General features: G+C 70.7%; 26 protein-coding genes. 17 read left to right on the forward strand and 9 right to left on the reverse strand.

The genetic code is table 11. The annotated features are described in order from the left end of the window. The first annotated feature begins 409 nt into the window (after positions 1 to 409). Positions 410 to 3,157 carry a pyruvate dehydrogenase (acetyl-transferring), homodimeric type gene (aceE, locus tag ACZ4N4_RS03405; protein WP_453577558.1) on the forward strand — a complete coding sequence of 916 codons (2,748 nt, stop codon included), beginning with the start codon at positions 410 to 412 and terminating at the stop codon, positions 3,155 to 3,157. A 137-nt stretch (positions 3,158 to 3,294) separates the two neighbouring features. Beyond that, complete coding sequence (locus ACZ4N4_RS03410; protein ID WP_467583897.1) at positions 3,295 to 4,143, forward strand: potassium channel family protein; 849 nt, start codon at positions 3,295 to 3,297, stop codon at positions 4,141 to 4,143. Between the two features lie 118 nt (positions 4,144 to 4,261). Here ACZ4N4_RS03410 and ACZ4N4_RS03415 read toward each other — a convergent pair whose 3' ends face one another. Both ACZ4N4_RS03415 and ACZ4N4_RS03420 read right to left on the reverse strand, forming a co-directional pair. Further along, positions 4,262 to 4,549: a small hydrophobic protein gene (locus ACZ4N4_RS03415; protein WP_453577584.1), complete on the reverse strand. Its 288-nt coding sequence runs from the start codon at positions 4,547 to 4,549 to the stop codon at positions 4,262 to 4,264. A 260-nt stretch (positions 4,550 to 4,809) separates the two neighbouring features. Beyond that, the gene (locus ACZ4N4_RS03420; RefSeq protein WP_467583900.1) at positions 4,810 to 6,429 is read right to left on the reverse strand and encodes an MFS transporter; all 1,620 of its coding nucleotides are present in this window, start codon (positions 6,427 to 6,429) and stop codon (positions 4,810 to 4,812) included. 66 nt (positions 6,430 to 6,495) lie between these two features. On the opposite strand from ACZ4N4_RS03420, the gene ACZ4N4_RS03425 reads away from it, so the two are divergent. The 3 genes from ACZ4N4_RS03425 to ACZ4N4_RS03435 all read left to right on the forward strand — a co-directional run bounded on the left by ACZ4N4_RS03425 (position 6,496) and on the right by ACZ4N4_RS03435 (position 9,378). Continuing rightward, a complete protein-coding gene (locus ACZ4N4_RS03425) occupies positions 6,496 to 7,131 on the forward strand; it encodes a TetR family transcriptional regulator (RefSeq protein ID WP_467583903.1) in 636 nt (211 codons plus the stop codon). Between the two features lie 101 nt (positions 7,132 to 7,232). After that, complete coding sequence (locus ACZ4N4_RS03430) at positions 7,233 to 8,450, forward strand: alpha/beta hydrolase (RefSeq protein ID WP_467583906.1); 1,218 nt, start codon at positions 7,233 to 7,235, stop codon at positions 8,448 to 8,450. Positions 8,451 to 8,517: 67 nt separating this feature from the next. Beyond that, on the forward strand, positions 8,518 to 9,378 hold the full coding sequence (locus ACZ4N4_RS03435) for a DUF4429 domain-containing protein (protein WP_453577568.1): 861 nt from the start codon (positions 8,518 to 8,520) through the stop codon (positions 9,376 to 9,378). Positions 9,379 to 9,385: 7 nt separating this feature from the next. Here the strand turns inward: ACZ4N4_RS03435 and ACZ4N4_RS03440 are convergent, their stop codons facing one another. Next, the gene (locus ACZ4N4_RS03440; protein ID WP_453577571.1) at positions 9,386 to 9,853 is read right to left on the reverse strand and encodes a MerR family transcriptional regulator; all 468 of its coding nucleotides are present in this window, start codon (positions 9,851 to 9,853) and stop codon (positions 9,386 to 9,388) included. Between the two features lie 105 nt (positions 9,854 to 9,958). On the opposite strand from ACZ4N4_RS03440, the gene ACZ4N4_RS03445 reads away from it, so the two are divergent. Then, positions 9,959 to 10,429 carry a GNAT family N-acetyltransferase gene (locus tag ACZ4N4_RS03445; protein ID WP_453577573.1) on the forward strand — a complete coding sequence of 157 codons (471 nt, stop codon included), beginning with the start codon at positions 9,959 to 9,961 and terminating at the stop codon, positions 10,427 to 10,429. A 19-nt stretch (positions 10,430 to 10,448) separates the two neighbouring features. Then, positions 10,449 to 11,273: a serine hydrolase domain-containing protein gene (locus tag ACZ4N4_RS03450; protein ID WP_467583910.1), complete on the forward strand. Its 825-nt coding sequence runs from the start codon at positions 10,449 to 10,451 to the stop codon at positions 11,271 to 11,273. A gap of 189 nt (positions 11,274 to 11,462) precedes the next feature. Here the strand turns inward: ACZ4N4_RS03450 and ACZ4N4_RS03455 are convergent, their stop codons facing one another. Continuing rightward, positions 11,463 to 12,116, reverse strand: coding sequence for a pirin family protein (locus tag ACZ4N4_RS03455; RefSeq protein WP_467585305.1), 654 nt, complete (start codon positions 12,114 to 12,116; stop codon positions 11,463 to 11,465). A gap of 73 nt (positions 12,117 to 12,189) precedes the next feature. Between ACZ4N4_RS03455 and fasR the strand changes: the two genes are divergently transcribed. The 5 genes from fasR to fabF all read left to right on the forward strand — a co-directional run bounded on the left by fasR (position 12,190) and on the right by fabF (position 17,173). After that, complete coding sequence (gene fasR / locus ACZ4N4_RS03460; protein WP_365795773.1) at positions 12,190 to 13,395, forward strand: fatty acid biosynthesis transcriptional regulator FasR; 1,206 nt, start codon at positions 12,190 to 12,192, stop codon at positions 13,393 to 13,395. Between the two features lie 89 nt (positions 13,396 to 13,484). Beyond that, the gene (locus tag ACZ4N4_RS03465; RefSeq protein WP_467583912.1) at positions 13,485 to 14,405 is read left to right on the forward strand and encodes an ACP S-malonyltransferase; all 921 of its coding nucleotides are present in this window, start codon (positions 13,485 to 13,487) and stop codon (positions 14,403 to 14,405) included. A 17-nt stretch (positions 14,406 to 14,422) separates the two neighbouring features. Continuing rightward, on the forward strand, positions 14,423 to 15,454 hold the full coding sequence (locus ACZ4N4_RS03470; RefSeq protein ID WP_360487055.1) for a ketoacyl-ACP synthase III: 1,032 nt from the start codon (positions 14,423 to 14,425) through the stop codon (positions 15,452 to 15,454). A 91-nt stretch (positions 15,455 to 15,545) separates the two neighbouring features. After that, a complete protein-coding gene (locus tag ACZ4N4_RS03475; RefSeq protein ID WP_351731548.1) occupies positions 15,546 to 15,794 on the forward strand; it encodes an acyl carrier protein in 249 nt (82 codons plus the stop codon). Positions 15,795 to 15,910: 116 nt separating this feature from the next. Then, complete coding sequence (gene fabF, locus ACZ4N4_RS03480) at positions 15,911 to 17,173, forward strand: beta-ketoacyl-ACP synthase II (RefSeq protein WP_467583917.1); 1,263 nt, start codon at positions 15,911 to 15,913, stop codon at positions 17,171 to 17,173. 148 nt (positions 17,174 to 17,321) lie between these two features. On the opposite strand, the gene ACZ4N4_RS03485 is transcribed toward fabF, so the two are convergent. Continuing rightward, a complete protein-coding gene (locus ACZ4N4_RS03485) occupies positions 17,322 to 17,816 on the reverse strand; it encodes a DUF3145 domain-containing protein (protein WP_123977426.1) in 495 nt (164 codons plus the stop codon). 266 nt (positions 17,817 to 18,082) lie between these two features. On the opposite strand from ACZ4N4_RS03485, the gene ACZ4N4_RS03490 reads away from it, so the two are divergent. The 3 genes from ACZ4N4_RS03490 to ACZ4N4_RS03500 all read left to right on the forward strand — a co-directional run bounded on the left by ACZ4N4_RS03490 (position 18,083) and on the right by ACZ4N4_RS03500 (position 21,626). Continuing rightward, complete coding sequence (locus ACZ4N4_RS03490) at positions 18,083 to 18,982, forward strand: SGNH/GDSL hydrolase family protein (protein WP_453573186.1); 900 nt, start codon at positions 18,083 to 18,085, stop codon at positions 18,980 to 18,982. Between the two features lie 23 nt (positions 18,983 to 19,005). Beyond that, complete coding sequence (locus ACZ4N4_RS03495) at positions 19,006 to 19,980, forward strand: aldose epimerase family protein (protein WP_467583922.1); 975 nt, start codon at positions 19,006 to 19,008, stop codon at positions 19,978 to 19,980. Positions 19,981 to 20,387: 407 nt separating this feature from the next. Then, the gene (locus ACZ4N4_RS03500; RefSeq protein ID WP_467583924.1) at positions 20,388 to 21,626 is read left to right on the forward strand and encodes a pyroglutamyl-peptidase I; all 1,239 of its coding nucleotides are present in this window, start codon (positions 20,388 to 20,390) and stop codon (positions 21,624 to 21,626) included. On the opposite strand, the gene ACZ4N4_RS03505 is transcribed toward ACZ4N4_RS03500, so the two are convergent. Next, on the reverse strand, positions 21,616 to 22,434 hold the full coding sequence (locus ACZ4N4_RS03505; protein ID WP_467583927.1) for an EI24 domain-containing protein: 819 nt from the start codon (positions 22,432 to 22,434) through the stop codon (positions 21,616 to 21,618). The genes ACZ4N4_RS03500 and ACZ4N4_RS03505 overlap by 11 nt on opposite strands. Before the next feature lie 192 nt (positions 22,435 to 22,626). On the opposite strand from ACZ4N4_RS03505, the gene ACZ4N4_RS03510 reads away from it, so the two are divergent. Beyond that, positions 22,627 to 23,787 carry a serine hydrolase domain-containing protein gene (locus tag ACZ4N4_RS03510; RefSeq protein WP_467583930.1) on the forward strand — a complete coding sequence of 387 codons (1,161 nt, stop codon included), beginning with the start codon at positions 22,627 to 22,629 and terminating at the stop codon, positions 23,785 to 23,787. A 164-nt stretch (positions 23,788 to 23,951) separates the two neighbouring features. Here the strand turns inward: ACZ4N4_RS03510 and ACZ4N4_RS03515 are convergent, their stop codons facing one another. Continuing rightward, positions 23,952 to 24,371, reverse strand: a complete 420-nt coding sequence (locus ACZ4N4_RS03515; protein WP_467583933.1) for an organic hydroperoxide resistance protein — start codon at positions 24,369 to 24,371, stop codon at positions 23,952 to 23,954. A 95-nt stretch (positions 24,372 to 24,466) separates the two neighbouring features. After that, the gene (locus tag ACZ4N4_RS03520; protein WP_453573171.1) at positions 24,467 to 25,465 is read right to left on the reverse strand and encodes an NADP-dependent oxidoreductase; all 999 of its coding nucleotides are present in this window, start codon (positions 25,463 to 25,465) and stop codon (positions 24,467 to 24,469) included. A 90-nt stretch (positions 25,466 to 25,555) separates the two neighbouring features. Here ACZ4N4_RS03520 and ACZ4N4_RS03525 point away from each other — a divergent pair, with 90 nt between their 5' ends. Then, on the forward strand, positions 25,556 to 26,005 hold the full coding sequence (locus tag ACZ4N4_RS03525; protein ID WP_450759421.1) for a MarR family winged helix-turn-helix transcriptional regulator: 450 nt from the start codon (positions 25,556 to 25,558) through the stop codon (positions 26,003 to 26,005). Positions 26,006 to 26,047: 42 nt separating this feature from the next. Here the strand turns inward: ACZ4N4_RS03525 and ACZ4N4_RS03530 are convergent, their stop codons facing one another. Further along, on the reverse strand, positions 26,048 to 26,521 hold the full coding sequence (locus ACZ4N4_RS03530; RefSeq protein WP_467583936.1) for a carboxymuconolactone decarboxylase family protein: 474 nt from the start codon (positions 26,519 to 26,521) through the stop codon (positions 26,048 to 26,050). Positions 26,522 to 26,580: the final 59 nt, after the last annotated feature.

Below are 26,580 nucleotides of genomic sequence, written 5' to 3' on the forward strand. Positions count from 1 at the left end.
CATGTCTTGTTGATTAACTCAGCCACGCGCGTGCGCGAAGCATTGGCCGTAGTCCACACGGGCGGGACGGATCGCGCAAGTACCCGGCCGTTCAGACCGCCGAAACGGTGACGATCCCGGCCGTGTCGCCGCAACTCCCGGCACCGTATCGCAGTCAGGTGTGGCACACACCATTCCGTTTTGCCCGCTATGTTCCTTTCGGAATCATCCTCACATACGACGGTCGAACGAGTTTGCCAAACACGTCACACCCCGGGCGTATCGTTGCGTTTTGGCCGGGCCCGAGTTACCTCACGGTAGAGATGACGTGCGCTGCCCCGAGGTGGACGATGGACAGCGGTGCAGGGAAACGCAGGGATATGCAGGAAAACGCAGGGAATCAGTGCCCCTCTGACAGGTAAGGAACAGCGTGGCTTCCGGATCCGATCGCAACCCGATCATCATTGGCGGCCTTCCGAGTCAGGTTCCTGACTTCGACCCCGAGGAAACCCAGGAGTGGCTCGACTCGCTCGACGCCGCCGTGGACGAGCGCGGCCGGGAACGGGCCCGTTATCTGATGCTCCGCCTGATCGAGCGTGCCCGCGAGCGGCGGGTGGCCGTGCCCGAGATGCGCAGCACGGACTACGTCAACACGATCCCCACCCGCGCGGAGCCGTTCTTCCCGGGCAACGAGGAGATCGAGCGCAGGGTCCTCAACGCGACCCGCTGGAACGCGGCCGTGATGGTCTCGCGCGCACAGCGTCCGGGCATCGGCGTCGGCGGGCACATCGCCACCTTCGCCTCCTCCGCATCCCTCTACGACGTCGGCTTCAACCACTTCTTCCGCGGCAAGGACGACGGCCGTGGCGGCGACCAGGTCTTCTTTCAGGGCCACGCCTCCCCCGGTATCTACGCCCGCGCGTTCCTGCTCGACCGGCTCGGCGAGGAGCAGCTGGACGGCTTCCGCCAGGAGAAGTCGAAATACCCGAACGGCCTCTCCAGCTACCCGCACCCGCGCTCCATGCCGGACTTCTGGGAGTTCCCGACGGTGTCGATGGGCCTCGGCCCGATCGGCGCGATCTACCAGGCGCGGATGAACCGCTACATGCACGCGCGCGGGATCGCCGACACCTCGACGTCGCACGTCTGGGCGTTCCTCGGCGACGGCGAGATGGACGAGCCGGAGTCGCTCGGCCAGCTGTCCATCGCCGCGCGCGAGGGCCTGGACAACCTGACCTTCGTCGTCAACTGCAACCTCCAGCGGCTCGACGGCCCGGTGCGCGGCAACGGCAAGATCATCCAGGAGCTGGAGTCGGTCTTCCGGGGCGCCGGCTGGAACGTGATCAAGCTGGTCTGGGACCGCACCTGGGACCCGCTGCTCGCCCAGGACCGCGACGGCGTCCTGGTCAACAAGATGAACACGACCCCCGACGGTCAGTTCCAGACCTACGCCACCGAGTCCGGCGCGTACATCCGCGACCACTTCTTCGGCGACGACCAGCGGCTGCGCGCGATGGTCGAGCACATGACCGACGACCAGATCCTGCACCTGGGCCGCGGCGGCCACGACCACCGCAAGATCTACGCGGCGTTCAAGGCGGCCACCGAGCACCGGGGCCAGCCGACGGTCATCCTGGCCAAGACGATCAAGGGCTGGACGCTGGGCCCGAACTTCGAGGGCCGCAACGCCACGCACCAGATGAAGAAGCTGACGGTCGCCGACCTCAAGGGCTTCCGGGACCGGCTGCACCTGCCGATCTCCGACCGGGAACTGGAGTCCGGCCTGCCGCCGTACTACCACCCGGGCCGGAACTCGGAGGAGATCCAGTACATGCACGACCGGCGCAAGGGGCTCGGCGGTTACGTCCCGACCCGCGTCGTGCGCTCCCAGCCGCTCGCCCTGCCGGACGACAAGGTGTACGCGACCGTGAAGAAGGGCACCGGCCAGCAGTCCATCGCGACCACCATGGCCTTTGTCCGTCTCCTCAAGGACCTCATGCGGGACAAGGAGCTCGGCCGTCGCTTCGTACTGATCGCGCCGGACGAGTACCGCACCTTCGGTATGGACTCCTTCTTCCCGAGCGCGAAGATCTACAACCCGCTCGGCCAGCAGTACGAGTCGGTCGACCGCGACCTGCTGCTCGCCTACAAGGAGTCGCCGACCGGCCAGATGCTGCACGACGGCATCTCCGAGGCCGGCTGCACGGCCTCCCTGATCGCGGCGGGCTCGGCCTACGCGACCCACGGCGAGCCGCTCATCCCGGTCTACGTCTTCTACTCGATGTTCGGTTTCCAGCGCACCGGCGACCAGTTCTGGCAGATGGCCGACCAGCTGGCGCGCGGTTTCGTCCTGGGCGCGACCGCCGGCCGTACGACCCTGACCGGTGAGGGCCTCCAGCACGCCGACGGCCACTCCCAGCTGCTCGCCTCGACGAACCCGGGCTGTGTGGCCTACGACCCGGCGTACTCGTACGAGATCGCACACATCGTCCAGGACGGCCTGCGCCGCATGTACGGCGGCGACGCCGAGCACCCGCACGGCGAGGACGTCTTCTACTACCTGACCGTCTACAACGAGCCGATCCAGCACCCGGCCGAGCCGGCCGACGTGGACGTCGAGGGCATCCTGAAGGGCATCCACCGGATCAGCGCGGGCACGGACGGCACTGTCCCGGCGCAGATCATGGCGTCCGGTGTCGCGGTGCCCTGGGCGATCGAGGCACAGCGGGTCCTCGCCGCGGACTGGAACGTGAAGGCCGACGTCTGGTCCGCCACCTCCTGGAACGAGCTGCGGCGCGAGGCCGTGGCCTGCGAGGAGCACAACCTCCTCCATCCGGAGGAGGAGCAGCGCACGCCGTACGTGACGAGCAAGCTGAGCGGCGCCGAGGGTCCGTTCGTGGCCGTGTCCGACTGGATGCGATCGGTTCCGGACCAGATCGCGCGCTGGGTGCCGGGCACGTACCAGTCGCTGGGCGCCGACGGCTTCGGCTTCGCCGACACGCGCGGCGCGGCGCGCCGGTTCTTCCACATCGACGCGCAGTCGATCGTGGTCGCGGTGCTGACCGAGCTGGCCCGTGAGGGCAGGCTCGACCGCTCGGTGCTCAAGCAGGCCATCGACCGCTACCAGCTGCTGGACGTGACGGCGGCGCACCCGGGCGCGGCGGGCGGCGACGCGTAGCCGCTGCGCTCGGCCTCGGCCGGGGCGGGCGGTGGGGAGCTGCGGCGGCGTCGTGGCTCGTCCCGCCCGCGCGGCGGAGCCGCGGATCGAGGCAGGTCCGCCGCCTTCGGGGCGCGGGTGATGCCTACGATGCCCCCATGGAGCGACAGTCCGCGCAGGTGCGTTGGGAGCAGCTGACCCAACGGCCTTTGCTGGCACTCGCGGTGGCCTTCGCCGTCGCCTATGCCCTGCCGATCGTGGACAGTTCCGCAGGGCACGGCCTCACCGCGGTCTGCACGGCGGCGGAGTGGGTGGTCTGGGGTTCTTTCGCCGTGGACTACCTGGTACGGATGGCTCTGGCGCCCCGGCGCAAGGAGTTCGTGCGGACCCACTGGATAGACCTGTGCGCGGTGGTGCTGCCGCTGCTCCAGCCGCTGCGGCTGCTGCGGCTCGTCGCCACGCTGACGCTGGTGGGGCGGCGGGCCCGGATGGCCTCGCAGATCCAGCTGACGACGTATGTGGTGGGCGCGGTCGTCGGACTGCTGATGTTCGGGTCGCTGGCCGTGCTCTCGGCGGAGCGGGACTCTCCGAACGGGAACATCCGGACGCTGGGTGACGCGCTGTGGTGGTCGTTCACGACGATGACCACGGTGGGGTACGGCGACCACGCACCGACGACCGGGCTGGGCCGGATGATCGCGGTCGGCCTGATGCTGTCCGGGATCGCCCTGCTCGGTGTGGTGACGGCGAACATCGCGACCTGGTTCATCGCACGGTTCGAGAAGGACGACGTGGAGGAGCGCCGGCAGACGGAGGCGATCGGGGTGCTGACCGAGGAAGTACGGGCGCTCCGGGCGGAGGTCGCTGCCCTGCGCGAGGGGGTGGGTGCCGAGGTCACGGCGTCGCGCTCACCGGCGCTGACCGGGTGCCGCTGCGCCCACCCGTGCCGCCCGGGGGTCCCCCCAGGCCTTTCGGGCTCTGGGGGAGGCACGACCGCCCGCGGCTGAGTGGCTCACACGCTGCCGCCTCGTGGGCGGGCGCCGCCCCAGCGGCACGGCTGCCCGCAGCTGGGGCGCCCCTTCAGGGGCGCGGGGAACTGCGCGAGCGACCCCCACCGGGCCGCAGCTACAGCGAGACGCCACCCAGCCACAGCAGCGCCAGCAGCGTGTCGATCGCTCCCAGCACCACCGCCACCAGCGCCGGTATGGAACTCTTCGGGTTCCATACCCGGCCCATGGAGAGCCAGCCGCACACCAGTGCCGCCGGCCCCAACACGATCCCGAGCGCGAAGAAGCCGACCACGGCGAATATCGTGCCGATGATTCCGAGCGTGCCATGGTCCAGCCCGTCCCGCATACCTGTGCGGCCGCGTGAACGGGGGTACCCACGTGTTCGTTGGCCGAAGCTCGCCATCATCAACTCCCTGGTCTTCATGGACTGTTCGGGTGCGATGACCGGGTACCCCTGTTCCGCGTCCGCAGACCTGCCCGCGCGCTGCCCCCCTCCAGCAGCGCGCTGCGGCCCGGCTGTCCTCCCATGCCCTGCGGAGGACTTGACCCACTGTGACCTGCGGCGCGTGCCGAGCGCGAGGAATCTTTAGCGGAGTCACCCTGATAGGGGAACTCCGCCAAAGGAAACCGGACATATCGACCTGCGTGTGTGCTGAACCCGCGTCAGATGTGCCCGACGCCCGCGCCGGCGTCCGCGTTCTCGCCGCGCTTGGTGAGCAGCGCGACCAGGATCGCGACCGCCGCCACGCCCGCCGCGACCAACGAGGCGAGGCTCATGCCGGAGATGAACGTGTCGTGGGCGACGTCGGAGATCTTCGCGGCGATCTCCGCCGGCGTCCCCTTGGCGACCGGCGCGACACCGACCTGGACCGCCTCGGAGGCCTGCGCCAACTGCGCGTCGGTCAGCTTCGGCAGCCCCGCGTCGGCCCAGTTGCCCGGCAGGTCGCTGTCGACCTTGGAGGCCATCACGGCGCCCAGCACGGCCGTACCGAGGCTGCCGCCGATCTGCATCGCGGCCTGCTGGAGACCACCGGCCACCCCCGACAGCTCCATCGCCGCGTTGCCGACGATGACCTCGGTGGCGCCGACCATGACCGGCGCGAGGCCGAGGCCGAGCAGGGCGAACCAGATGGACATCACGCCGCTGCCGGTGTCCGCCTTCAGGGTGGACATGCCGTACATGGCGATCGCGGTGGCCGCCATGCCGCCGGCCAGCGGGATCCGCGGGCCGAGCTTGGTGATCGCGGCGCCGGCCAGCGGGGAGCCGACGATCATCATGCCGGTGAGCGGCAGCAGATGGAGGCCGGCGTCCACCGGGTCCATGCCGTGGACGTTCTGCAAATAGAACGTCACGAAGAACAGGCCGCCCATGAAGGCGATGGCCATCAGGACCATCAGGACCACGCCCGCGGAGAGCGGGACCGAGCGGAACAGGGTGAGCGGGATCAGCGGCTCGCTGACCCTGGTCTCCCAGAAGGAGAAGAGGGCGAAGCCCAGCACGGACACGGCGATGAACGTCCACGTCAGGCCGGCGCCCCAGCCCCAGCTCGGCGCCTTGATGAGCGCCCAGACCAGGCAGAACATCGCGCCGGAGAGCAGGGCGATGCCGAGCAGGTCGAAGGAGCGCGGCGCGTTCTCGGCGCGGTGGTCGCGCAGGATCAGGACGCCCAGGACGAGGGCGAGCAGGCCGACCGGCACGTTGATGAAGAAGACCGACTGCCAGCTGACGTGCTGCACCAGCACACCGCCGAGGATCGGGCCGCCCGCGGTGGAGGCGCCGATGACCATGCCCCAGATGCCGATCGCCATGTTGAGCTTCTCGGCCGGGAAGGTGGCCCGCAGCAGGCCGAGCGCGGCCGGCATCAGCAGCGCGCCGAACAGGCCCTGGAAGACGCGGAAGGTGACGACCAGGCCGATGCTGTCGGACAGGCCGATGGCGCCCGAGGCGGCGGCGAAGCCGACGACGCCGATCAGGAAGGTCTGCCGGTGGCCGAAGCGGTCACCGAGCTTGCCCGCGGTGATCAGGGAGACCGCGAGGGCGAGGAAGTAGCCGTTGGTGATCCACTGCACCTGGGCGAAGGTGGCGCCGAGGTCCTTCTGGATCGCCGGGTTGGCGATGGCCACGATGGTGCCGTCGAGGGCGACCATCATGACCCCGACGGCGACGGTGATCAGGGTGAACCAGGGGTGACCGCGCAGGCCGGAGGCCGGCGGCTGTTCCGGCAGGGCTGTAGGTGTCGCGTCCCCCGACCCCGCCGTGTCGATCGTGGTCTGACTAGTCATACGACCGAGGCTAGTGACAGCCGCTGACAGTTGACAAACGAAATCACTAGTCAGTAACTGTCAGACATGGAAACGCTGCGCGAACGCAAGAAACAGCGCACCCGGGACGCGCTGCTGCGCAACGCGCTGGAGCTGTTCGTGACCCGGGGCTACGAGCACACCACCATCGACGAGATCGCCGAGTCCGTCGACGTCTCGCAGCGCACCTTCTTCCGCTACTTCGCCAGCAAGGAGGACGTGGCCTTCTTCGTGCCACGGCTCACCGAGGCGCACTACGTCGAGGCGGTGCGCCGGCGGCCGGCCGAGGAGACCCCGCTGGAGGCGCTGCGCCGGTCCGTCATGGACAGCTGGGACAGCATCGAGGAGGCCATCGAGCGGTACGTCCCGGTGGAACTGCTGATGCGCACGTACAAGATGATCGAGGCGACGCCGGTGCTGTTCGCCGCCCATCTGCGGCGCCAGTCGGAGACGGAGGAGGAGATCGCGCGGATCGTCGCCGAGCGGGAGGGCGTCGACCCGGACACCGACCCGCGGCCCCGGCTCGTGGTCGCCGTGTTCGGCGCGGTCATCCGGGTCACCGAGCGGCACTGGTCGGTCGGCGACGACTTCAGCGTCGCGGCGATCCGCGAACTCACCTCGTCGTACCTCGACCAGGTGGGGCCGGCGCTCACCGGGAACTGGCGCGAGCGCCCCGCGAGGTGAGACGGGCCGCACGAGGCGTGATCGGCCATACATTTGCCGAAACGTGATAACTGTCACTCGGTTACCGCGAGACCCCTTCGTTCTCCTAGTGTGTCCTCCCAGTGACTTCCTTCGACACCTCCCCGCCACTGAACGTCTGGCGCGCGCTGCTTGCCCTGGCCGTGGTGTTCGTGATGCTCGCGACCACCGGCTGGACGGCCATGCGCGCGCACCGCGAGACCACCGTCATGCAGACCTCCCTCGCCAAGTGGGAGCACGGCAGCCTGCGCGGTCTCCACCTGCCGGACCCGGAGGCGTCCCCCGCGCTGCTCACCCGTTTCTTCGCCACGCTCACCGTGCCGGAGCGCGACCGGCTCGTGCACCGCTACCCGCTCGTGGTCGGCAACATGAACGGCGCCCCGGCCGCCCTGCGCTACCGGGCCAACCACATCGCCCTCGACCAGCAGCGCGCCGTCGAGAAGAAACGCATGCACGACCCACGGCTCACCGCGGCCGGACAGCAGGACGCGGGCCGCCGGATGCACCGATACGAGGCGCTGATGGCGAAGGGCCGGCAGATCCTCGCCTTCGACCCGGACGGCAGCGGCCGGGTCGCCGAGGTGTTCGGCGACCTCACCAGGGCCGAGCGGGTCTCCGTCGTCGTCCCCGGCGTCGACACCGACCTGCTCACCTTCCAGCGGACGAACCGTCAGTACACCGCCCCGGTCGGCATGGCCAAGGCGCTGTACAAGGCGGAGCACACGGCGAGCCCCTCGACCCGTACGGCGGTGATCGCCTGGGCCGACTACACCGCGCCCGACGGTCTCGGCGTGGGGGCGGCGACCGGCACGGCCGCCGCGCTGGGCGCCGTACGCCTCAACGCGCTGCTGCGCGGGCTGCCCGGCGAGGCGCCGGTGTCGATGTTCTGCCACAGCTACGGCTCGGTGGTCTGCGGGGTGGCCGCGCGCTACATGCCGGACCGGGTGTCCGACATAGCGGTGGCCGCGAGCCCCGGGATGCGGGTCGAGAACGCCGCGCACCTGGGCACCTCGGCCCGGGTGTGGGCGATGCGGGACGCCACCGACTGGATCCAGGACGTCCCCTACATGGAGCTCGGCGGACTCGGCCACGGCGCCGACCCCGTCTCCTCCTCCTTCGGGGCACGGGTGCTGTCGGCGCACGACGCACAGGGACACGCCGGCTACTTCGAGCCGGGCACGGACAGCCTGCGCAATCTCGCCGACATCGGGGTTGGCGCGTACGGCGCGGTGACCTGCGCCCACGACGATGACGGGTGCCGGGCGGGTTTGTCCGGCACGTTGATGGCCGGACGCGCGTAGAGACAGCAGGAAGTGCGGTATGCGCGGGGATGGGACTGGGAAGCACGTGCCGCATACGATGAGCCGCATGGGTGACGTACTGGCCGGATTTCATGCCGCCTGGGAGTTCGAGTCCGACTCCGTGCTCATCCGCTACGAACGGGGGATTCGCACACCCAGGCTCTTCCAGACGCTGGGGGTACGCCGGGTGCCGTTCGCGGCGCTCGCGGGGGTGACGCTCGCTCCCGGCAAACGGGGCACCGTGGTCCTGCGAGCCGAGCCGCGCCCGGGCGCCGATCCCCTGATGGAGGCCGCCGCGGGGCAGCTGAAGGACGGCAGCGACCCCTACCGGCTCGTCCTCCCGGCCGAGCGGGAGACCCTCGCGGAGTACTACGCCGACGAACTGCGCGCGGTGCTCACCGAGTCCGCGTCCGAGCCGGCCGAAAGGTTTCTGGTGCCCGCTCCCGAGGCACCCCGGCAGTTCAAGGCGTACGACGGCAAGGCGAGCTTCGACGGCCGGGCCGTGCACTTCCGCTGGTCGTGGACGGGCGCGTCGACGGCCAAGTGGAAGTCCGGCGACCAGCGCTTCGCGGTGGCCGACCTCGGGGGTGTGGAGTGGCGGTCCCCGGAGGTCTTCGAGGGGCACCTGCGACTGCTGCGCCGCGCGGACCTCACGGGGGCGGCGTCGGCGGTCCCGGCCGACCAGGACCCCGCGACCGTGGTGTTCGGGCTCGGGTACGGGCCGGTGCACGAGTCGTTGCCGTTCGCGGCGGCGGTTCTGGAGGCGGTGCGGGCGAAGGGCGGGGCCGCACTGCCGGCGTCGGCGGGCCGGCGGGACCCCGCAGACATCGCGGAGCGGATTCGCCACCTGGGCGAACTGCACGAGGCGGGGCTGGTCACCGACGAGGAGTTCGCCGCGAAGAAGGCGGAGCTGCTGGCCGAGCTGTGAGGACGCCTCAGCCGACGCCCTTCTCATAGAAGCTGATCTTCCGGTCCAGGACCGACAGGGTGTCGTGCAGTTCGGCGATCCTCGACACGACGTCCCTGCGCGTCTGTTCCAGGAGTTCCCGGCGGTCGGAGTAGGTGGTCTCGCCCTCTCTCACCAGTTCCGCGTATCTCACCATGTCCGCCACCGGCATCCCGGTCAGGCGGAGCTTGGTCACGAAGTCCAGCCAGTCCAGGTCACTGTTGCTGTAGCGACGCTGGCCGGTGTGGGAGCGGTCGATGTGGGACATCAGCCCGATCCGCTCGTACCAGCGCAGGGTGTGGGCGGTCAGTCCGGTGAAGGCGACGACCTCGCTGATCGTGTAGCGGTCCTGGCCCTCGGGGCGCGGATGCCGGCGGGGCGGGGCGGAACAGATGTCGGCGGGTGCGCGGTCGGACTGCTGAGTGGGCGCCGCGGTCGAGGTCTGCATCACCGTCATGACCCCACGCTATGACCTTGGAGTGCGCTCGAAGCAAGGGGAACCCGGTAAGACGGTAAGAAATGCGCGCGACGCGGGGACGGCCGATGACTACCGTGCGCGGGTATGAGTCTCGTACGCCGTGCCAGGCCCGAGGACGCACCGGAAGTGCTGCGTCTGCGCCAGGTCATGATCGACGCACTGCCCGGTGGGGACACCACCACCCACTGGCACGCCCTGGCGCTGCCGGGGCTCCGGGAGAGACTGGCCGAGTCGGACGGGGACTTCGCCGCGTTCGTCGTCGACCACCCGGACCGGCCGGGGGCGCTGGCCGCGCTGGTCGTCGGGACCCTCGACTACCGGATCGGCAAGGCGTCCAGTCCGCACGGGCACTCCGGGTACGTCTTCAGCGTGGCCACCGACCCGGACGCGCGTCGCCGCGGGTACGCGCGCGCGTGCATGGCGGAGCTGCTGGCCTGGTTCCGCGAGCGGGGCGCCGGGCAGGTCATGCTGACCGCGTCCGCCGAGGCCGAGCCCCTCTACGCCTCGCTCGGCTTCGTCCACAAGCCGGACCCCACGATGACCCTGACGCTCTGATCCGCTTAGGCTCGTCAGCATGTCCTTGCAGAGCCTTGCGTTGATCGAGAACTGGCCGGTCCCCACCGCGGCGGCGGGTGCCGTCCGGGCCGACGGGACGGTCCTCGGCACCCACGGTCCGGCCGGGCAGCGCTTCCCGCTGGCCTCCGTGACCAAGCCGCTCGCCGCGTACGCGGTGCTCGTCGCGTACGAGGAGGGGGCGGTCGAGTTCGACGAGCCGGCCGGTCCTGAGGGGTCGACGGTACGGCATCTGCTCGCGCACGCCTCCGGGCTGGCCTTCGACGAGCACCGGGTGACGGCGCCGCCCGGGGAGCGGCGGCTGTACTCCAACGCCGGGTTCGAGGTGCTCGGGGACCATGTCGCCAAGGCGACGGAGATGCCGTTCGGCGAGTATCTGCGGCAGGCGGTCCTCGAGCCGCTGGGCATGACGTCGACGTCTCTGGAGGGGTCGCCGGCGAAGGACGGCGTCTCCTCGGTCTCCGACCTGCTCCGCTTCGCGGCGGAGTTGCAGGCGCCGAGGCTGCTGGATCCGCGGACGGTGGCGGAGGCGACGCTGACCGTCCAATACCCCGGGACGAAGGGTGTGTTGCCGGGGTACGGCCACCAGAACCCGAACGACTGGGGGCTGGGCTTCGAGATCCGGGACTCCAAGTCCCCGCACTGGACGGGCGGTTCGTCCTCCCCCCGCACCTTCGGCCACTTCGGCCAGTCCGGCACGTTCCTGTGGGTGGACCCCGAAGCGGGCGTGGCGTCGGTGGCCCTGACGGACCGTGCGTTCGGCCCCTGGGCGGTCGATGCGTGGCCGCCGTTCACGGACGCGGTCCTGACGGAGCTGCGCGGCTGAGGGTGGGCCGGGGCCGGGGGGCTCGCTTACCGGCGCCGGCAGGGTGCCGCCGCGCCCACCCGTGCCGCCTGGGGGTCCCCCCAGGCCTTTCGGGCTCTGGGGGAACCACGACCGCCCGCAGCTACGTCGGGCCCCGTAAGGGGCGCGGGGAACCGCGCGAACGGCCCCCACCGGCCCGCAGGGGACGTACTACCCGGCCATCTCCCAGATCAGCGCCTCCGCCGCCGTGATCCCGAGCGCCTCCAGATCCTTCGCCCCCGTCACCCTTACCGAGTCGCCCGGGCCCAACTTCTCCCCGCCCACCCGCACTTCCCCCCGCACCACGTGCACGTACACATACGCCCCGTCCGGGACCGCCGTCCGCTCCCCCGCCCCCAGCCGGCGGACGTGCAGCATCGCCGCGGCTTCCGGGACGGCGTACGGCGTCGAGTCGGCGATGCCGTGGACGATCTCGTACGACGGCTCGCCGCCGGGGCGTTCCGGGGCCAGCCACATCTGCACGAACACCAGCGGCACCGCCCCGTCGTTGCGCTCCACGTGGCGGACACCCCCCGCCGAGCTCAGCCGCTGCACGTCCCCCCGGCGTACCACCGTCTCGTTGCCCGCCGAGTCGCGGTGGGTCAGCTCGCCCTCGACCACCCAGCTCACGATCTCGGTGTGGCTGTGCGGATGCTCGTCGAAGCCGGCGCCCGGTTCCAGGCGCTCCTCGTTGCACGCGATGATCGCGCCGAAGCGGAGGTTGTCGGGGTCGTAGTGCGGCCCGAAGGAGAAGGCGTGGCGGGACTCGATTCCGGCTGCCGGGTCCCCTCCGGGGTAGCGCTCAGCCGCGCGCCGTACGTCCATCACGGAACCACCGTAGACCGCAGTCGGCACCCGGCGGCGCACGCTCCCGTCCGGATAAGGCAGTCTTGTCCCCGTGCCCGAACCCGTAACGCGCAAGTCCGACCCCTCGGCTCATGCAGTCCATCAGCACTCCGCGACCCTGAAGCGGCTGGAGAAGTCGTCCGGCAGCCTCGCCGCCCAGGCCATCGCGCGGATGGACGAGACCCTGCCGTGGTACCGGGCCATGCCCCCGGAGAACCGTTCCTGGATCGGGCTCGTCGCCCAGGCGGGTATCGCGGCTTTCACCGAGTGGTTCCGGCACCCCGACGCACCCCAGGCCATCTCCACCGACGTCTTCGGGACCGCCCCGCGTGAGCTGACCCGGGCGATCACGCTGCGGCAGACCGTGGAGATGGTGCGGACGACGATCGAGGTCATGGAGAGCGCCATCGACGAGGTGGCGGCCCCCGGCGACGAGAGTGTGCTGCGGGAGGCGCTGCTGGTCTACGCCCGGGAGATCGCCTTCGCCACGGCCCAGGTGTACGCGCAGGCCGCCGAGGCACGGGGTGCCTGGGATGCCCGGCTGGAGTCGCTGGTCGTCAACGCGGTGCTGAGCGGGGAGGCCGACGAGGGGGCGGTGAGCCGGGCCGCCGCGCTGGGCTGGAACTCGCCCGAGCACGTGTGTGTCGTGCTCGGTACCGCGCCCGACGGGGACAGCGAGCTGACCGTCGAGGCCATCCGGCGGGCCGCCCGGCACGCCAAGTTGCAGGTCCTCACCGGGGTGCTCGGGGACCGGCTCGTGGTCATCGCGGGCGGCAACGACAACCCGCTGGCCGTCGCCAAGTCGCTGATCGGGCCCTATGCCGCCGGTCCGGTGGTCGCGGGGCCCGTCGTACCCGATCTGCTGGCCGCCACCCGGTCCGCGCAGGCCGCCGCCGCGGGGCTGAAGGCCTGTTCCGCCTGGCAGGACGCGCCGCGTCCGGTGCTGGCGGACGACCTGCTTCCGGAACGCGCCATGGCAGGTGATCCGGGCGCACGCGAGCAACTGGTGGAGGAGATCTACAGACCGCTGGAAGAAGCGGGCTCGGCGCTGCTGGAAACGCTGAGCGTCTATCTGGAACAGGCGAGCAGCCTGGAGGGCGCGGCCCGGATGCTCTTCGTCCACCCGAACACCGTGCGCTACCGGCTTCGACGTGTGACTGACGTCACCGGATGGTCGCCGTCCGATGTACGATCCGCCTTCACGTTGCGGATCGCACTGATCCTGGGGCGTCTGGTCGATGGAGATCCCCAGCCATAGGATTTTGTCGGGGGTCCACAAAACCCCCTCGTGTTCTTCGTCCTTGTCCCCACGGGCGGCCGTGGGGTTCCCCAAGAGAGAGTGTGAGAGTGCTCGTACTCGTCGCTCCCGGCCAGGGCGCCCAGACGCCCGGCTTCCTGACCCCCTGGCTCGAACTCCCCGGTGCCCAGGACCGTTTGCGTGAATGGTCCGATGCCATCGGGCTCGATCTGGTGCACTACGGCACGAACGCCGACGCGGACGAGATCCGGGACACCGCGATCGCGCAGCCGCTGCTCGTCGCCGCCGGGATCCTGTCCGGCGCGGCACTCGGTGCCATGACGGACATCGCGCCGGGCGCGGTCGCGGGGCACAGCGTCGGTGAGATCACCGCCGCCGCCTTCGCGGGCGTCCTGGAGGACACCGAGGCGCTGCGCCTGGTCCGCAGGCGCGGTCTGGCGATGGCCGAGGCCGCCGCGATCACCGAGACCGGAATGTCGGCGCTGCTCGGCGGCGACCCGGACGTCTCGGTCGCGCACCTGGAGAAGCTGGGCCTGACCCCGGCGAACATCAACGGCGCGGGCCAGATCGTCGCCGCGGGCACCCTGGAGCAGCTCGCCGCGCTGAGCGAGGACAAGCCCGAAGGCGTCCGCAAGGTCGTCGCCCTCAAGGTCGCCGGCGCCTTCCACACGCACCACATGGCTCCCGCGGTCGACAAGCTGGCCGAGGCCGCCAAGGAGCTCGTGCCCGCCGATCCGAAGCTCACCTACGTCTCCAACCGGGACGGACGGGCCGTCACCTCCGGCGACAGGATCGTGGAGCGGCTGGTCGGACAGGTCGCCAACCCGGTCCGCTGGGACCTGTGCATGGAGACCTTCAAGGAGCTCGGCGTGACCGCCCTCCTTGAGGTGTGCCCCGGGGGCACCCTGACCGGCCTGGCCAAGCGCGCGCTGCCCGGCGTGAAGACGCTCGCCCTGAAGACCCCCGACGACCTCGACGCGGCCCGCGAGCTCATCGCCGAGCACAGCTGAATTAGGAGCCCACTGCGATGTCGAAGATCAAGCCCAGCAAGGGTGCCCCGTACGCGCGCATCCTCGGCGTCGGCGGCTACCGCCCGACCCGCGTGGTGCCCAACGAGGTGATCCTGGAGACGATCGACTCCTCCGACGAGTGGATCCGGTCGCGCTCCGGCATCGAGACCCGGCACTGGGCGGGCCCCGAGGAGACGGTCGCCGCGATGTCGATCGAGGCGTCCGGGAAGGCGATCGCGGACGCGGGCATCTCCGCCGAGCAGATCGGCGCCGTGGTCGTCTCGACCGTCTCGCACTTCAGCCAGACCCCGGCCGTGGCGACCGAGATCGCCGACAAGCTGGGCACGAACAAGGCCGCCGCCTTCGACATCTCCGCCGGCTGCGCGGGCTTCGGCTACGGCCTGACGCTCGCCAAGGGCATGGTGGTGGAGGGTTCCGCCGAGTACGTGCTCGTCATCGGCGTGGAGCGGCTCAGCGACCTGACCGACCTGGAGGACCGGGCCACGGCCTTCCTGTTCGGCGACGGCGCGGGCGCGGTCGTGGTCGGCCCCTCGCAGGAGCCGGCGATCGGCCCGACGGTGTGGGGCTCCGAGGGCGACAAGTCGGAGACCATCAAGCAGACCGTGCCCTGGGACCGGTTCCACGTCGGCGACGTCACCAACCTCCCCCTCGACAGCGCCGGGAACATCAAGTTCCCCGCGATCACGCAGGAGGGCCAGGCGGTGTTCCGCTGGGCCGTGTTCGAGATGGCGAAGGTCGCTCAGCAGGCGCTGGACGCGGCCGGAATCAGCGCGGACGACCTGGACGTCTTCATCCCGCACCAGGCCAATGTGCGGATCATCGACTCGATGGTGAAGACTCTCAAGCTGCCGGAGCACGTCACGGTCGCCCGTGACATCCGCACCACCGGCAACACCTCGGCCGCCTCGATCCCGCTCGCGATGGAGCGGCTCCTGGCGACCGGCGAGGCGAAGAGCGGCGACACCGCGCTCGTCATCGGGTTCGGGGCGGGTCTCGTCTACGCCGCCACTGTCGTTACCCTCCCCTAGGCACTCCGTGCCGGATCATGCATCCGGTACCGGAAACGCCGCCAGCAACACCGCAGCAACCGTCTGGAACATCTAAGAAGGAGCGCCTGACATGGCCGCCACTGAGAAGGAGATCGTCGACGGTCTCGCCGAGATCGTGAACGAGATCGCCGGGATCCCCGTGGAGGACGTCCAGCTGGACAAGTCCTTCACCGACGACCTGGACGTCGACTCGCTGTCCATGGTCGAGGTCGTCGTCGCCGCCGAAGAGCGCTTCGACGTCAAGATCCCGGACGAGGACGTCAAGAACCTGAAGACCGTCGGGGACGCCACCAACTACATCCTCAAGCACCAGGACTGAGTTCCCGCCGGGTCCCGGGCCACCCGCCCGGGTACCCGGCAGGTTCCCGGACTGCGAGGCCCCGCCACCCGGCGGTGGCGCCGTCGAATCCCGTATCCGTTGGAGAAAGAATTCCCGTGAGCCCGACCAATCGCACCGTGGTCGTCACCGGTATCGGCGCAACCACACCGCTGGGTGGCGACGCAGCTTCGTTCTGGGAGGCCCTGACCGCCGGCAAGTCCGGTGTCCGCCTCCTGGAGCAGGACTGGGCGGCCGAGCTGCCCGTCCGTATCGCGGCACAGATCGCCGTCGAACCGGGCGAGATCATCCCGCGCCCGCAGGCCCGCAAGCTGGACCGGTCCGCGCAGTTCGCGCTGATCGCCGCCCAGGAGGCCTGGAAGGACGCCGGTTTCACCGCCAAGGCCGGTGAGGACTCGTCCGCCAACCCCGACCGGGTCGGCGCCGTCATCGCCTCCGGCATCGGCGGTGTGACGACCCTGCTCGACCAGTACGACGTGCTCAAGGAGAAGGGCGTACGCCGTGTCTCCCCGCACACCGTGCCGATGCTGATGCCCAACTCGCCTGCCGCGAACGTCGGTATCGAGCTGGGTGCGCGCGCCGGTGTGCACACGCCCGTGTCGGCCTGCGCCTCCGGCGCCGAGGCCATCGGGTACGCCATCGAGATGATCCGCACCGGGCGTGCGGACATCGTCGTGGCCGGCGGCACGGAGGCGGCGATCCACCCGCTGCCGATCGTCGCGTTCGGCAACATGATGGCGATGTCCAAGAACAACGACGACCCCGAGGGTGCGTCGCGTCCCTACGACTCCGGCCGTGACGGCTTCGTCCTCGGTGAGGGCGCGGGCGTGATCGTCCTGGAGTCCGAGGAGCACGCGAGGGCGCGCGGGGCGCGGATCTACGCCGAGGCGGTCGGGCAGGGCATCTCCGCCGACGCGCACCACATCACGCAGCCGGAGCCGTCGGGCAACGGCATCGCCCACGCGCTGCAGAACCTGCTCGACAACACGGACCTGAAGCCGGCCGAGATCGTGCACGTCAATGCGCACGCGACGTCGACGCCGCAGGGTGACGTGGCCGAGATCAAGGCGCTGCGGAAGGTGTTCGGCGACGACGTCGATCACATGGCCATCTCGGCGACCAAGTCGATGACGGGACACCTGCTGGGCGGTGCGGGTGGTATCGAGACCGTCGCGTCGATCCTGGCGCTGGTGAACCGTACGGCACCGCCGACCATCAACCTGGACAACCTCGACCCCGAGGTCAACGCGGATGTGGTGCGGGGTGAGGCGCGTGCGCTGCCCGAGGGGCAGATCGCGGTGCTGAACGACTCGTTCGGCTTCGGTGGGCACAACGTGGTCCTAGCGTTCAGGACCGTGTGAGACACGTTGCGCTGAGGCTCGCGGCCCGGACTCCGTTGGACGGAGTCCGGGCCGCGGTACGTTTCGTTGTCGGCTGACAGCCGGTGGCGACAAGCCACGACGGCGCCGCAGTCGCCCGACGGCAATCGCGGCACTTCCGACGGCGCTCTCAGACCACCTGGTGGAGCCAGCGGACCGGGGCGCCTTCGCCCGCGTAGCGGAACGGCTCCAGTTCGTCGTCCCAGGGCTTGCCGAGGAGTTTGGCGATCTCGGCCTCCAGGTCGGTCTCCCCGCGCTGTGAGCGGGTCATCGCGGCCCTCAGGCGGTCCTCCGGGATCAGGATGTCGCCGTGGATTCCGGTGACCGCGTGGAAGATGCCCAGATCGGGGGTGCAGCTGTAGCGCTCGCCCTCGGCCTTCGCGCAGGGCTCGGCCGTGACCTCGAAGCGCAGCAGGTGCCAGCCGCGCAGTGCGGAGGCGAGTTTGGAGGCCGTACCGACCTCGCCCTGCCAGGAGAACTCGGAGCGCCAGGTGCCGGGAGCCGCCGGCTGCCGGATCCAGTCGAGGTTGACGCGCGTGCCGAGCACCCCGGCGACGGCCCACTCGACGTGCGGGCACAGCGCGCGCGGCGCGGAGTGCACGTACAGAACTCCACGTGTCGTCACCGGAACCTCCGGGCAGAGCGGGACATCTTGCTGGCTGGCTGGCGGCAGTGACACGAAGGCCGCGTTGATGGCGAGGCTACCGTGCGGCGGTGCAAGGAGTGTGACGTACCGTCGGTCCCACAGCCAGGAAACCCCTGCCATTCACCCAGGGGGACGCTTGTACGGGGGTGGACCGTTGCAGGGCGGGGGCTGGGAACTCCCGTGCGTTGTTATGAAGGGGCACCAACCAGCCGACCTGACCAGCCGACGGAGAGGACCAGCGGGGTATGCGGAAGCAGCGACGCCGACGTTCGCGTGCCCTGATCGGTGTCGTCGCCACGACCGCCGCGCTGGCGCTGGCCGGGTGCGACGTGATCGGCGGCTCGTCCTCGGCGGGCGACGGCGGCCGGAAGCAGGCCCCCCGGGCCGTGTCGGTGTGGGACCGCAGCCCGGCCTCGATCGCGGCCGTCGGCGACTCCATCACCCGTGGTTTCGACGCGTGCACGGTGCTCTCGGACTGCCCGGAGGTCTCCTGGGCGACCGGCACCAGCGACCAGGTGGACAGTCTGGCGGTACGGCTGCTGGGGCGGACCGGGGCGGTCGACCACAGCTGGAACTACGCCGAGACGGGCGCCCGGATGGCCGACCTCTCCGCGCAGATGGCCGAGGCGGTGGCACGCAGGCCGCAGTTGGTGACGGTGATGGCGGGTGCGAACGACGCCTGCCGCAGGTCGGTACGGGCGATGACCTCGGTGGCCGACTTCCGCACCCAGTTCGAGGACGCGATGGGCACCCTGCGCAAGTCGCTGCCGAAGACGCAGGTGTACGTGTCGAGCGTGCCGAACCTGAAGCGGCTGTGGTCGCAGGGGCGGACCAACCCGCTGGGCAAGCAGATCTGGAAGCTGGGCATCTGCCCTTCCATGCTGGGCGACGCCGACGATCTGACCAGCGTGGCGACCCTGCGCCGGGACAGGGTGCAGCAGCGGGTCGAGGAGTACAACAAGGTGCTGGCGGAGGTCTGTGCCAAGGACCGGCGCTGCCGTTTCGACGGCGGGGCGGTGTACGAGTACCGCTTCGGCACGGATCAGCTGAGTCACTGGGACTGGTTCCACCCGAGCACCGACGGCCAGTCGAAGCTCGCCGCGATCGCCTACCGGACCATCACGGCGGCGGACCCGGTGGACTAGACCCTTGGCTTAGGGTTTCCCTCATGAGCGAACTTTTCGGCACACTTTCCGACGGCACCGAGGTGCACCGCTGGACACTGGAGCGGGCGGGGACCCGGGTGCGGGTCCTGTCGTACGGCGGAATCGTGCAGTCGGTCGAGGTGCCGGACCGGGACGGGCGGACGGCGGACGTGGTGCTGGGGTTCACCAGCCTGGACGGCTACCTGGAGCATCCGGGCCCGTACTTCGGCGCTCTGGTCGGCCGGTACGCCAACCGGATCGCGCACGCCCGCTTCCCGCTGGACGGCGTGACCTACGCCCTGGAGCCGAACAACGGGCCCAACTCCCTGCACGGCGGCTCCGGCGGCTTCGACAAGCGGGTGTGGGCGGCCGAGGGCGTCGAGCACGGGGTGCGGCTGACGCGGGTGAGCCCGCACGGGGAGGAGGGCTTCCCGGGGCGGCTGGAGCTCACGGCGACGTACACGCTGGACGCGTCCGGCGCGCTGCGGATCTCCTACGAGGCGGTCACCGACGCGCCGACCGTCGTGAACCTCACCAACCACAGCTACTTCAACCTCGCGGGCTCCGGGAACGCGGGCGGCCATGAACTCCGGATCGCCGCCTCCCGGTACACCCCCGTCGACGGCGACCTGATCCCGACCGGGGTCCTGGCGGACGTCTCCGGCTCCCGTTTCGACTTCCGCACGGCCCGCAAGGTGGGCTCCGGCTACGACCACAACCTGGTCCTCGACAAGGGCGTCACCGACTCCCCCGCCGAGATCGCCGAGCTGCACGACCCGGGCTCCGGCCGCACCCTCACGGTGGCCACCACCGAACCCGGCGTCCAGCTCTACACGGCAGAGCACCTGAGCGGCCCGTTCGCCCCGGGCGACGGCATCGCCCTGGAGACCCAGCACTTCCCGGACTCCCCCAACCGCCCGGATTTCCCGAGCACCCGCCTCGACCCGGGCACGGTGTACCGCTCTCAGACGGTGTACGGCTTCGGGGTGCGGGACTGACCGAGACAGCCGCAAGCCCCGGTCCAGGGGTCAGGTCCCGGACCGGGGCTGCTCAGGGGGGACAGGTCCCGGCTCAGACCCTAGCCTCGGCTGTGGGCCGACGGCCGGTGACCGCCCTTCCCACAGCTATCCCGTACGAACCCTTCACAAACACCCGCGAGCCGTCCCACATCCCGGACACCCGCCGCGGACCCCCGCCTGCGCCCCGGGCAGGGCCTCAGCCGGCCACCGCCGCCACGGCCTCCACCATCGCCTCCGGCCGGAACAGCCGGCCGCTGCGGAGTTCGTGACCGTGCTCCGGGAGGTGGCACGATCGCTCCCCCTGGCGTAGACCACACCGTGTCGCGCAAGCGATACTGCGGCCCGAACGGCACCACGCACCCCACTGCGACGGAAGGCCAACTCCCTTGAATTCGCTGCGCGTTCGGATCGGTGTTCTTGGAATCGCCCTGCTGGCCGGGGCGCTTGCCCCGGGCTCCGCACACGCGGCCACCGCGCCCTCCCCCACCGTCGAGGAGCAGCGGCTGGACCGGGCCGTGCCGCAGGAGATACTCCGGCGGTCCGGGTTCGACGCCGTGGCACCGGAGTTCGCGCGGGCGCTCGACGGCGCGCGGTCCTACGCGCAGGCCCGGCGGATCGCCGCAGGGCACGGGTCCGCGCTGTGGCGGCGGGCCGTGGACCGGGCACAGGGGCGCGGGCCGGTCTCCGGTGACATCACCCGGGACGACGACCGGCCGCTGTACTGGGCGCGGCTCGGGATGACCCGTGACGTGCGCACCTGGGAGCCGGGGTTCGGGCTGAGCGAGCGGCAGCGGGCGGCGCTGCTCGACGTGCTGGAGCGGACCTCGCGCGGGCAGACCGACATCCGGTATCCCGGCAAGGGTGTGCGGCGGATCCTGGTCACCGGGTTCGACCCGTTCACGCTCGACCGGGACATCCGGATCTCCAACCCGTCCGGGGCGAGTGCGCTGGCCCTCGACGGCACGGTCGTACAGACGGCGGAGGGGCCCGCCCGGGTGGAGACGGCCGTCTTCCCGGTGCGGTGGGACGACTTCGCGCAGGGGACCGTGGAGCGGACGCTGCGGCCGTATCTGCCGAAGGTGGACCTGTTCACGACCGTGAGCCAGGGGCGGGTCGGTCGGTTCGACGTGGAGCGCACCAACGGGGCCTGGCGGGGCGGGTTCCCCGACAACGACAACGTGAGCCGGACGGAGACCGTCCCGGTCGCCGACCCGTCCTCGCAGCCGCAGTGGACGACCACGACCCTGCCGTACGCGGCGATCGTGGCGGCGCCGACCGGGCGGTTCCCGGTGTACGACCACACCGAGGTGACCGAGATCCCGGCTGGGGGAGGCACGGAGGCCGTCGTACGGGCGGACGGGCCGACTCCCGGGTCCACGGCACGGGCCGGGGGCGGCGGGGACTATCTGTCCAACGAGATCGCCTACCGGGCCACGCTGCTGCGGGACCGGCTGGGGCTGCACGACAGCCTGCCCGGCGGGCACGTGCACACGCCGGTGCTGCAGTTCGGGGCCGGGAACACCACCGAGGTGACCGATCCGGAGTTCGTGCGGAACCGGGTGGACATCATCGCCCAGGTGCGGGCGATCGTGACCGTGGCGGCGGACGCGAGCTTCAGGAAGTGAGCCGCCGGTCCCGGTCCCGGTCCCGGTCCCGGTCCTGGTCCTGGTCCGGGTCCTCCTGCGCCGTCTCCTCGCCCAGCAGGTCGCGGGCGAGGAGGGTGGCGCCCGCGACCGCGCCCGGCATCAGGAACACCGCGACGAAGGGGACCAGGAAGGCGAGGCCCAGCGGGGCGCCGAAGCCCCACACCAGGGTCTTGCGGGAGCGCAGCAGGACGAGCCGGGCACGCAGGTCGACCCCCCGGCGCTGGAGGGCGACGGCGGCGAGTTCCTCGGTGAGGAAGAAGCCGGTCACGAAGAAGCCGACGACCGGTACGACGGTCTGCCCGACGAGGGGCAGGAAGCCGAGGGCGAAGAGCAGCAGGCCCCACAGGCCGGCCCGGAGCAGGACGCGCAGGCTGTCGCGGGCCGAGATCCACAGCTCGCGCCAGAACGGCAGCCCGGACTCGGGCGCGGTGCCGTCGGGCGAGACGTCCGCGTCGACCTTCTCGGAGAGGTTCTCGTAGAAGGGCTGGCCTATCAGCAGCGTGACGGCGGTGAAGGTGAGGACCGCGAGCAGCAGGCCGAGGGCGAAGAGCACGGCGGTGAGGAAGCCGCGGAAGAGGCCGAGCCAGGGGCTGGACCAGTCGTCGGCGAACGGGGTGGCCCAGGCGACGAAGTCCTCTCCCCATATCGCGAGGGCGACCAGCGCCGCCGCGTAGAGGACGAGGGTGATCAGGCCGGGCAGCAGGCCGAAGCCGTACTGCTTGCCGTGCCGGCCGACCCACCGCTGGCCCTTGAGCAGATATCCGAAGCCCACCCCGAGATCACGCATGGCGAAAACTTTACCGGTGCGGTCCCGGGGCCCGGTGGGGGCATGGAGCCACCGGGACAGCGGTGCCGCCAAGACCTCCTGGTCGCTGTTGAGTCGAACGGGTGCGTCCCGCCGTACCGATTCTCAGGAACCAGAGGGCAGGGCGTTGTTCACCATGGGAGCTGCTTGCGGCGGCTCGGTTGAGGAGAGCGGATGACGCAGGAGATCACCGTCCGGGGCACGGTCGCGGAGGGCTTCGAAGCGGTGCGCGAGGAGTTCGCCGCCTTCGTCGCCGGCGAACCGACCGACTACGAGGGACAGTTGTGCGCGTACGTCCACGGCCGGCGGGTCGTCGACCTGTGGGCCGGCGAGGGGGCCGACGGGGACTCCCTCTACGGCGTGTTCTCGTCCACCAAGGGCGCGGCCCATCTCGTCGTGGCGATGCTGGTGCAGGACGGCACGCTGGAGCTGGACCGTAAAGTCACCTACTACTGGCCGGAGTTCGCCGCTGAGGGCAAGGGCACGCTGACCCTGCGGGACCTGGTCGCGCACCGGGCGGGCCTGGTCGGCACCGACACCGGGTTCAGCCCGCAGGAGCTGACCGACGACCGGGCGATGGCCGAACGCCTCGCCGACCAGCGGCCGTTCTGGCGCCCCGGTACCGCCTTCGGCTACCACGCCCTCGTCATCGGGGCCCTCACCGGCGAGGTGGTACGGCGGGCGACCGGCCGTACCCTCCAGGACGTGTACGAGGAGCGGGTCCGGGCACCGTACGGCCTCGGCTTCTTCCTGGGCCTGCCGGCCGCGCACGAGCCGCGTTTCCGCACGACCCGGCCGATGCGGCCGACACCGGAGCAGCAGGCGCTGCTCGACGCCCTCCCGGCCGGCCCGCGGACGCTACCCGGGATCGCCTTCAACGAGCACGCCGCCGAGCCCGTGGACCTGGTGGCCCTGCCCAACGACCCGCGGGTCCGCGCCAGGGGCCCGGCGTCCTTCGGCGGGGTGGCGTCGGCGCGCGGCCTGGCCGGGATGTACGCGGCGCTGCTCAGCGAGATCGACGGCAAGGCCCCGCTGCTGAAGGAGGACACGGTCGCGGAGTTCGGCCAGTTCCACTCGGTGGGGTACGACCTGGTGGCGCGCGCCCACAAGTCGTACGGCCTGGGCTTCCAGGCGACGGCGGACACCTGGCACCCGTTCCTGGGCGCGGGCACGATCGGCCACAGCGGCGCGGCGGGCTCCCAGGCCTTCGCGGACCCGAGAAACGGGGTCGCCTACGGCTACACGCGCCGCCGGTTCGCCTTCCCGGGCGGAGCGGCACCCGAGAACAACGCCCTGGCGAAAGCCGTACACAAGGCAGCACTTGAAACCCGCTGAGCGCAACCTGCTCAAGGGGCGCGGGGCTGTGTCGATGTGCGGCTCCGCCGCGTGGGCGCGAGCAAACCCAGACCACCCGCACCGGCACTGAGTCCGCACCCCGCAGACGAGAGGCCGCACCCCACGTCCAAGGGTGCGGCCTCCCCACAGCGCAACGACGATCGTCAGGCCAGCGTCACGCTGATGTTCCCGCGCGTCGCCTTCGAGTACGGGCACACGCCGTGCGCCTGCTCGACGAGGTCACGGGCAACGAGCTCGTCGACGCCCGGAATCTCCGCCGAGATCTCGACGATGATCCCGAACCCCTCCTCGTTCTTCCCGAGCCCCACTTTCGCGGTGACGGTCGAACCCGAGACGTCGGCCCCGGCCTGCCGGGCGACGACGCCCAGCGCTCCCTGGAAGCACGCGGCGTACCCCGCGGCGAACAGCTGCTCCGGATTGGTCCCGGCCCCGCTGCCGCCCATCTCCTTCGGCGGGTTCACGACGACGTCGATCCGGCCGTCGTCCGTGGCGACCCGGCCGTCGCGGCCGTTCTCGGCCGTGGCGACGGCGGTGTACAGGACGTCGGACTGCTGAATGGGCATGCGGTTTCTTCTCTCCTCGGTCCGCCGCGACTCGCGCCCACGATCGACGACGGTTTCGGAAAGAAGTTACCGCATGCCGGAAAGCGTAGGCAGCCCTACAGCTTGACGATCATCTTCCCGGTGTTGTCGCCGCGCAGCACCCCGAGGAACGCCTCCAGGTTGTTCTCGATGCCCTCGACGACCGTCTCGCGGTACTTGAGCTGCCCGGAGGCCACCCACGGGCCGACCTCGGCGACGAACTGCGGCTGCAGGTCGTAGTGGTCGCCGACCAGGAAGCCCTCGATCCGGCCGCGGGTCTGGATGAGCCGGGCGAGGTTCTTCGGGCCGGGGGCGGGCTCGGTGTTGTTGTAGACGGAGATCATGCCGCAGACCGCGATCCGGCCGTCCCGGTTCAGCTGGCCGATGGCCGCCTCCAGGTGGTCGCCGCCGACGTTGTCGAAGTAGACGTCGACACCGTCGGGCGCGGCCGCGCGCAGCTGCTCGCCGACCGGGCCGTTCTTGTAGTTGAAGGCCGCGTCGAAGCCGTACTCCTCGAGCAGCAGCTTGACCTTCTCGTCGGAGCCGGCCGAGCCGATCACCCGCGAGGCACCCTTGAGCTTCGCGATCTGGCCGACCTGGCTGCCGACCGCGCCGGCCGCGCCGGAGACGAAGACCGAGTCGCCCTCCTTGAAGGAGGCGGTACGCAGCAGGCCCGCGTAGGCGGTGAGGCCGGTCATGCCGAGGACGCCGAGGTACGTCGACAGGGGCGCCGCCGCCGCGTCGACCTTGACGGCGTTCTTCGCGTCCATGACCGCGTACTCGCGCCAGCCGAAGAAGTGCAGGACGTGGTCGCCGGCCGCGATGCCCTCGGCGTTCGACTCGACGACCTCGCCGACCGCGCCGCCCTGCATGACCTTGCCGAGCTCGAAGGGGGCGGCGTACGACTTGGCGGCACTCATCCGGCCGCGCATGTACGGGTCGACGGAGAGGTACTTGTTCCGCACGAGCACCTGCCCCTCGCCCGGTGCCGGGACCTCCGCCTCGACCAGGGCGAAGTCCTCGGGCTTCGGCCAGCCGACGGGACGGCTCAGCAGGTGCCACTCGCGGTTGATCATGACATGCGCCTTTCCTAATTACTTCAGTACCTGAAACAACCATGCTCATTAATATTTCAGGATGTCAAGTAACCGGGTACTCTTGGGCGCATGTCGTCCTCACAGTCCAGTCCAGCGAAGACCCGGCGCCCCGACGCCCTGTCTCTGGAGGTCGTCGAGCTGATCGGGGATGTCGTGTCCCGTTTCTACGCGGACTACGAGGAGGCGGCGGGCGAGCACGCGCTCACCGGGGCGCAGGCGCGGCTGCTCAGCCTGCTCTCGCTGGAGCCGCTGCCGATGCGGAAGCTGGCGCAAAAGCTGAAGTGCGAGCCGTCGAACGTGACGGGGATCGTGGACCGGCTGGAGGCGCGGGGGCTCGCGGAGCGGCGGCCCGACCCGGCCGACCGCCGGGTGAAGCTGGCCGCGGCGACGGACGAGGGCCGCAGGGTCGCCCGCGAGCTGCGCGACGGGTTGCGCTTCGCGCGCGAGCCGCTGGCGGGGCTGTCGGACGCGGAGCGGCTGGCGTTGCGGGATCTGCTGCGGCGGATGCTGGACGCGTAGCGGGGGCCACCGCCGAGGCCGGCCGGCAGCCCCCTGGGACGGTTACGCGAACTGGCCGGGGCGGTAGTCGCCCGCCGGCTGCTGGAAGATGACGTTCAGCCGGTTGTAGGCGTTGATCAGGGCGATCGTCGCCACCAGCGCGACGAGTTCCTCTTCGGTGTAGTGCTTGGCCGCGTTCTCCCACACCTCGTCGGGGACCCCGCCCGCCGCGTCGGCGATCCGGGTGCCCTGCTCGGCCAGCTCCAGCGCGGCGCGCTCGGCGTCGGTGAACACGGTCGCCTCGCGCCAGGCGCCGACCATGTGGAGGCGCTGCTGGGTCTCACCGGCGGCCGTCGCGTCCTTGGTGTGCATGTCGAGGCAGAAGCCGCAGCCGTTGATCTGGCTGGCGCGGATCTTGACCAGTTCCAGGGTGGCGGCGGGGATCGACGTCCCCTCAGCGGCCTTGCCCGCGCCGTTGAAGGCCTTGATCAGCTTGTTGGCGGTGGGGCTGGCGAAGAGGTTCAGACGGGCTTCCATGGTGTGTTCCTCCGTTGGGTTCAGCGAGATACACACCTATGACGGAGCGGGTTCTGCGG

The sequence above is a fragment of the Streptomyces sp. NPDC026538 genome (genome assembly GCF_055567535.1).

Excerpts from the sequence above, each read along its gene's own strand:
- ACZ4N4_RS03420 (WP_467583900.1), bottom strand. The coding sequence starts at position 6,429 with ATGACTAGTCAGACCACGATCGACACGGCGGGGTCGGGGGACGCGACA.
- ACZ4N4_RS03505 (WP_467583927.1), bottom strand. The coding sequence starts at position 22,434 with ATGCGTGATCTCGGGGTGGGCTTCGGATATCTGCTCAAGGGCCAGCGG.
- ACZ4N4_RS03525 (WP_450759421.1), top strand. The coding sequence starts at position 25,556 with ATGTCGTCCTCACAGTCCAGTCCAGCGAAGACCCGGCGCCCCGACGCC.
- ACZ4N4_RS03475 (WP_351731548.1), top strand. The coding sequence starts at position 15,546 with ATGGCCGCCACTGAGAAGGAGATCGTCGACGGTCTCGCCGAGATCGTG.
- ACZ4N4_RS03495 (WP_467583922.1), top strand. The coding sequence starts at position 19,006 with ATGAGCGAACTTTTCGGCACACTTTCCGACGGCACCGAGGTGCACCGC.
- ACZ4N4_RS03455 (WP_467585305.1), bottom strand. The coding sequence starts at position 12,116 with ATGGACGTACGGCGCGCGGCTGAGCGCTACCCCGGAGGGGACCCGGCA.
- ACZ4N4_RS03440 (WP_453577571.1), bottom strand. The coding sequence starts at position 9,853 with ATGACGGTGATGCAGACCTCGACCGCGGCGCCCACTCAGCAGTCCGAC.
- ACZ4N4_RS03450 (WP_467583910.1), top strand. The coding sequence starts at position 10,449 with ATGTCCTTGCAGAGCCTTGCGTTGATCGAGAACTGGCCGGTCCCCACC.
- ACZ4N4_RS03530 (WP_467583936.1), bottom strand. The coding sequence starts at position 26,521 with ATGGAAGCCCGTCTGAACCTCTTCGCCAGCCCCACCGCCAACAAGCTG.
- ACZ4N4_RS03490 (WP_453573186.1), top strand. The coding sequence starts at position 18,083 with ATGCGGAAGCAGCGACGCCGACGTTCGCGTGCCCTGATCGGTGTCGTC.
- ACZ4N4_RS03410 (WP_467583897.1), top strand. The coding sequence starts at position 3,295 with ATGGAGCGACAGTCCGCGCAGGTGCGTTGGGAGCAGCTGACCCAACGG.
- ACZ4N4_RS03520 (WP_453573171.1), bottom strand. The coding sequence starts at position 25,465 with ATGATCAACCGCGAGTGGCACCTGCTGAGCCGTCCCGTCGGCTGGCCG.
- ACZ4N4_RS03435 (WP_453577568.1), top strand. The coding sequence starts at position 8,518 with ATGGGTGACGTACTGGCCGGATTTCATGCCGCCTGGGAGTTCGAGTCC.
- ACZ4N4_RS03425 (WP_467583903.1), top strand. The coding sequence starts at position 6,496 with ATGGAAACGCTGCGCGAACGCAAGAAACAGCGCACCCGGGACGCGCTG.
- ACZ4N4_RS03470 (WP_360487055.1), top strand. The coding sequence starts at position 14,423 with ATGTCGAAGATCAAGCCCAGCAAGGGTGCCCCGTACGCGCGCATCCTC.
- ACZ4N4_RS03510 (WP_467583930.1), top strand. The coding sequence starts at position 22,627 with ATGACGCAGGAGATCACCGTCCGGGGCACGGTCGCGGAGGGCTTCGAA.
- ACZ4N4_RS03515 (WP_467583933.1), bottom strand. The coding sequence starts at position 24,371 with ATGCCCATTCAGCAGTCCGACGTCCTGTACACCGCCGTCGCCACGGCC.
- ACZ4N4_RS03415 (WP_453577584.1), bottom strand. The coding sequence starts at position 4,549 with ATGGCGAGCTTCGGCCAACGAACACGTGGGTACCCCCGTTCACGCGGC.
- ACZ4N4_RS03445 (WP_453577573.1), top strand. The coding sequence starts at position 9,959 with ATGAGTCTCGTACGCCGTGCCAGGCCCGAGGACGCACCGGAAGTGCTG.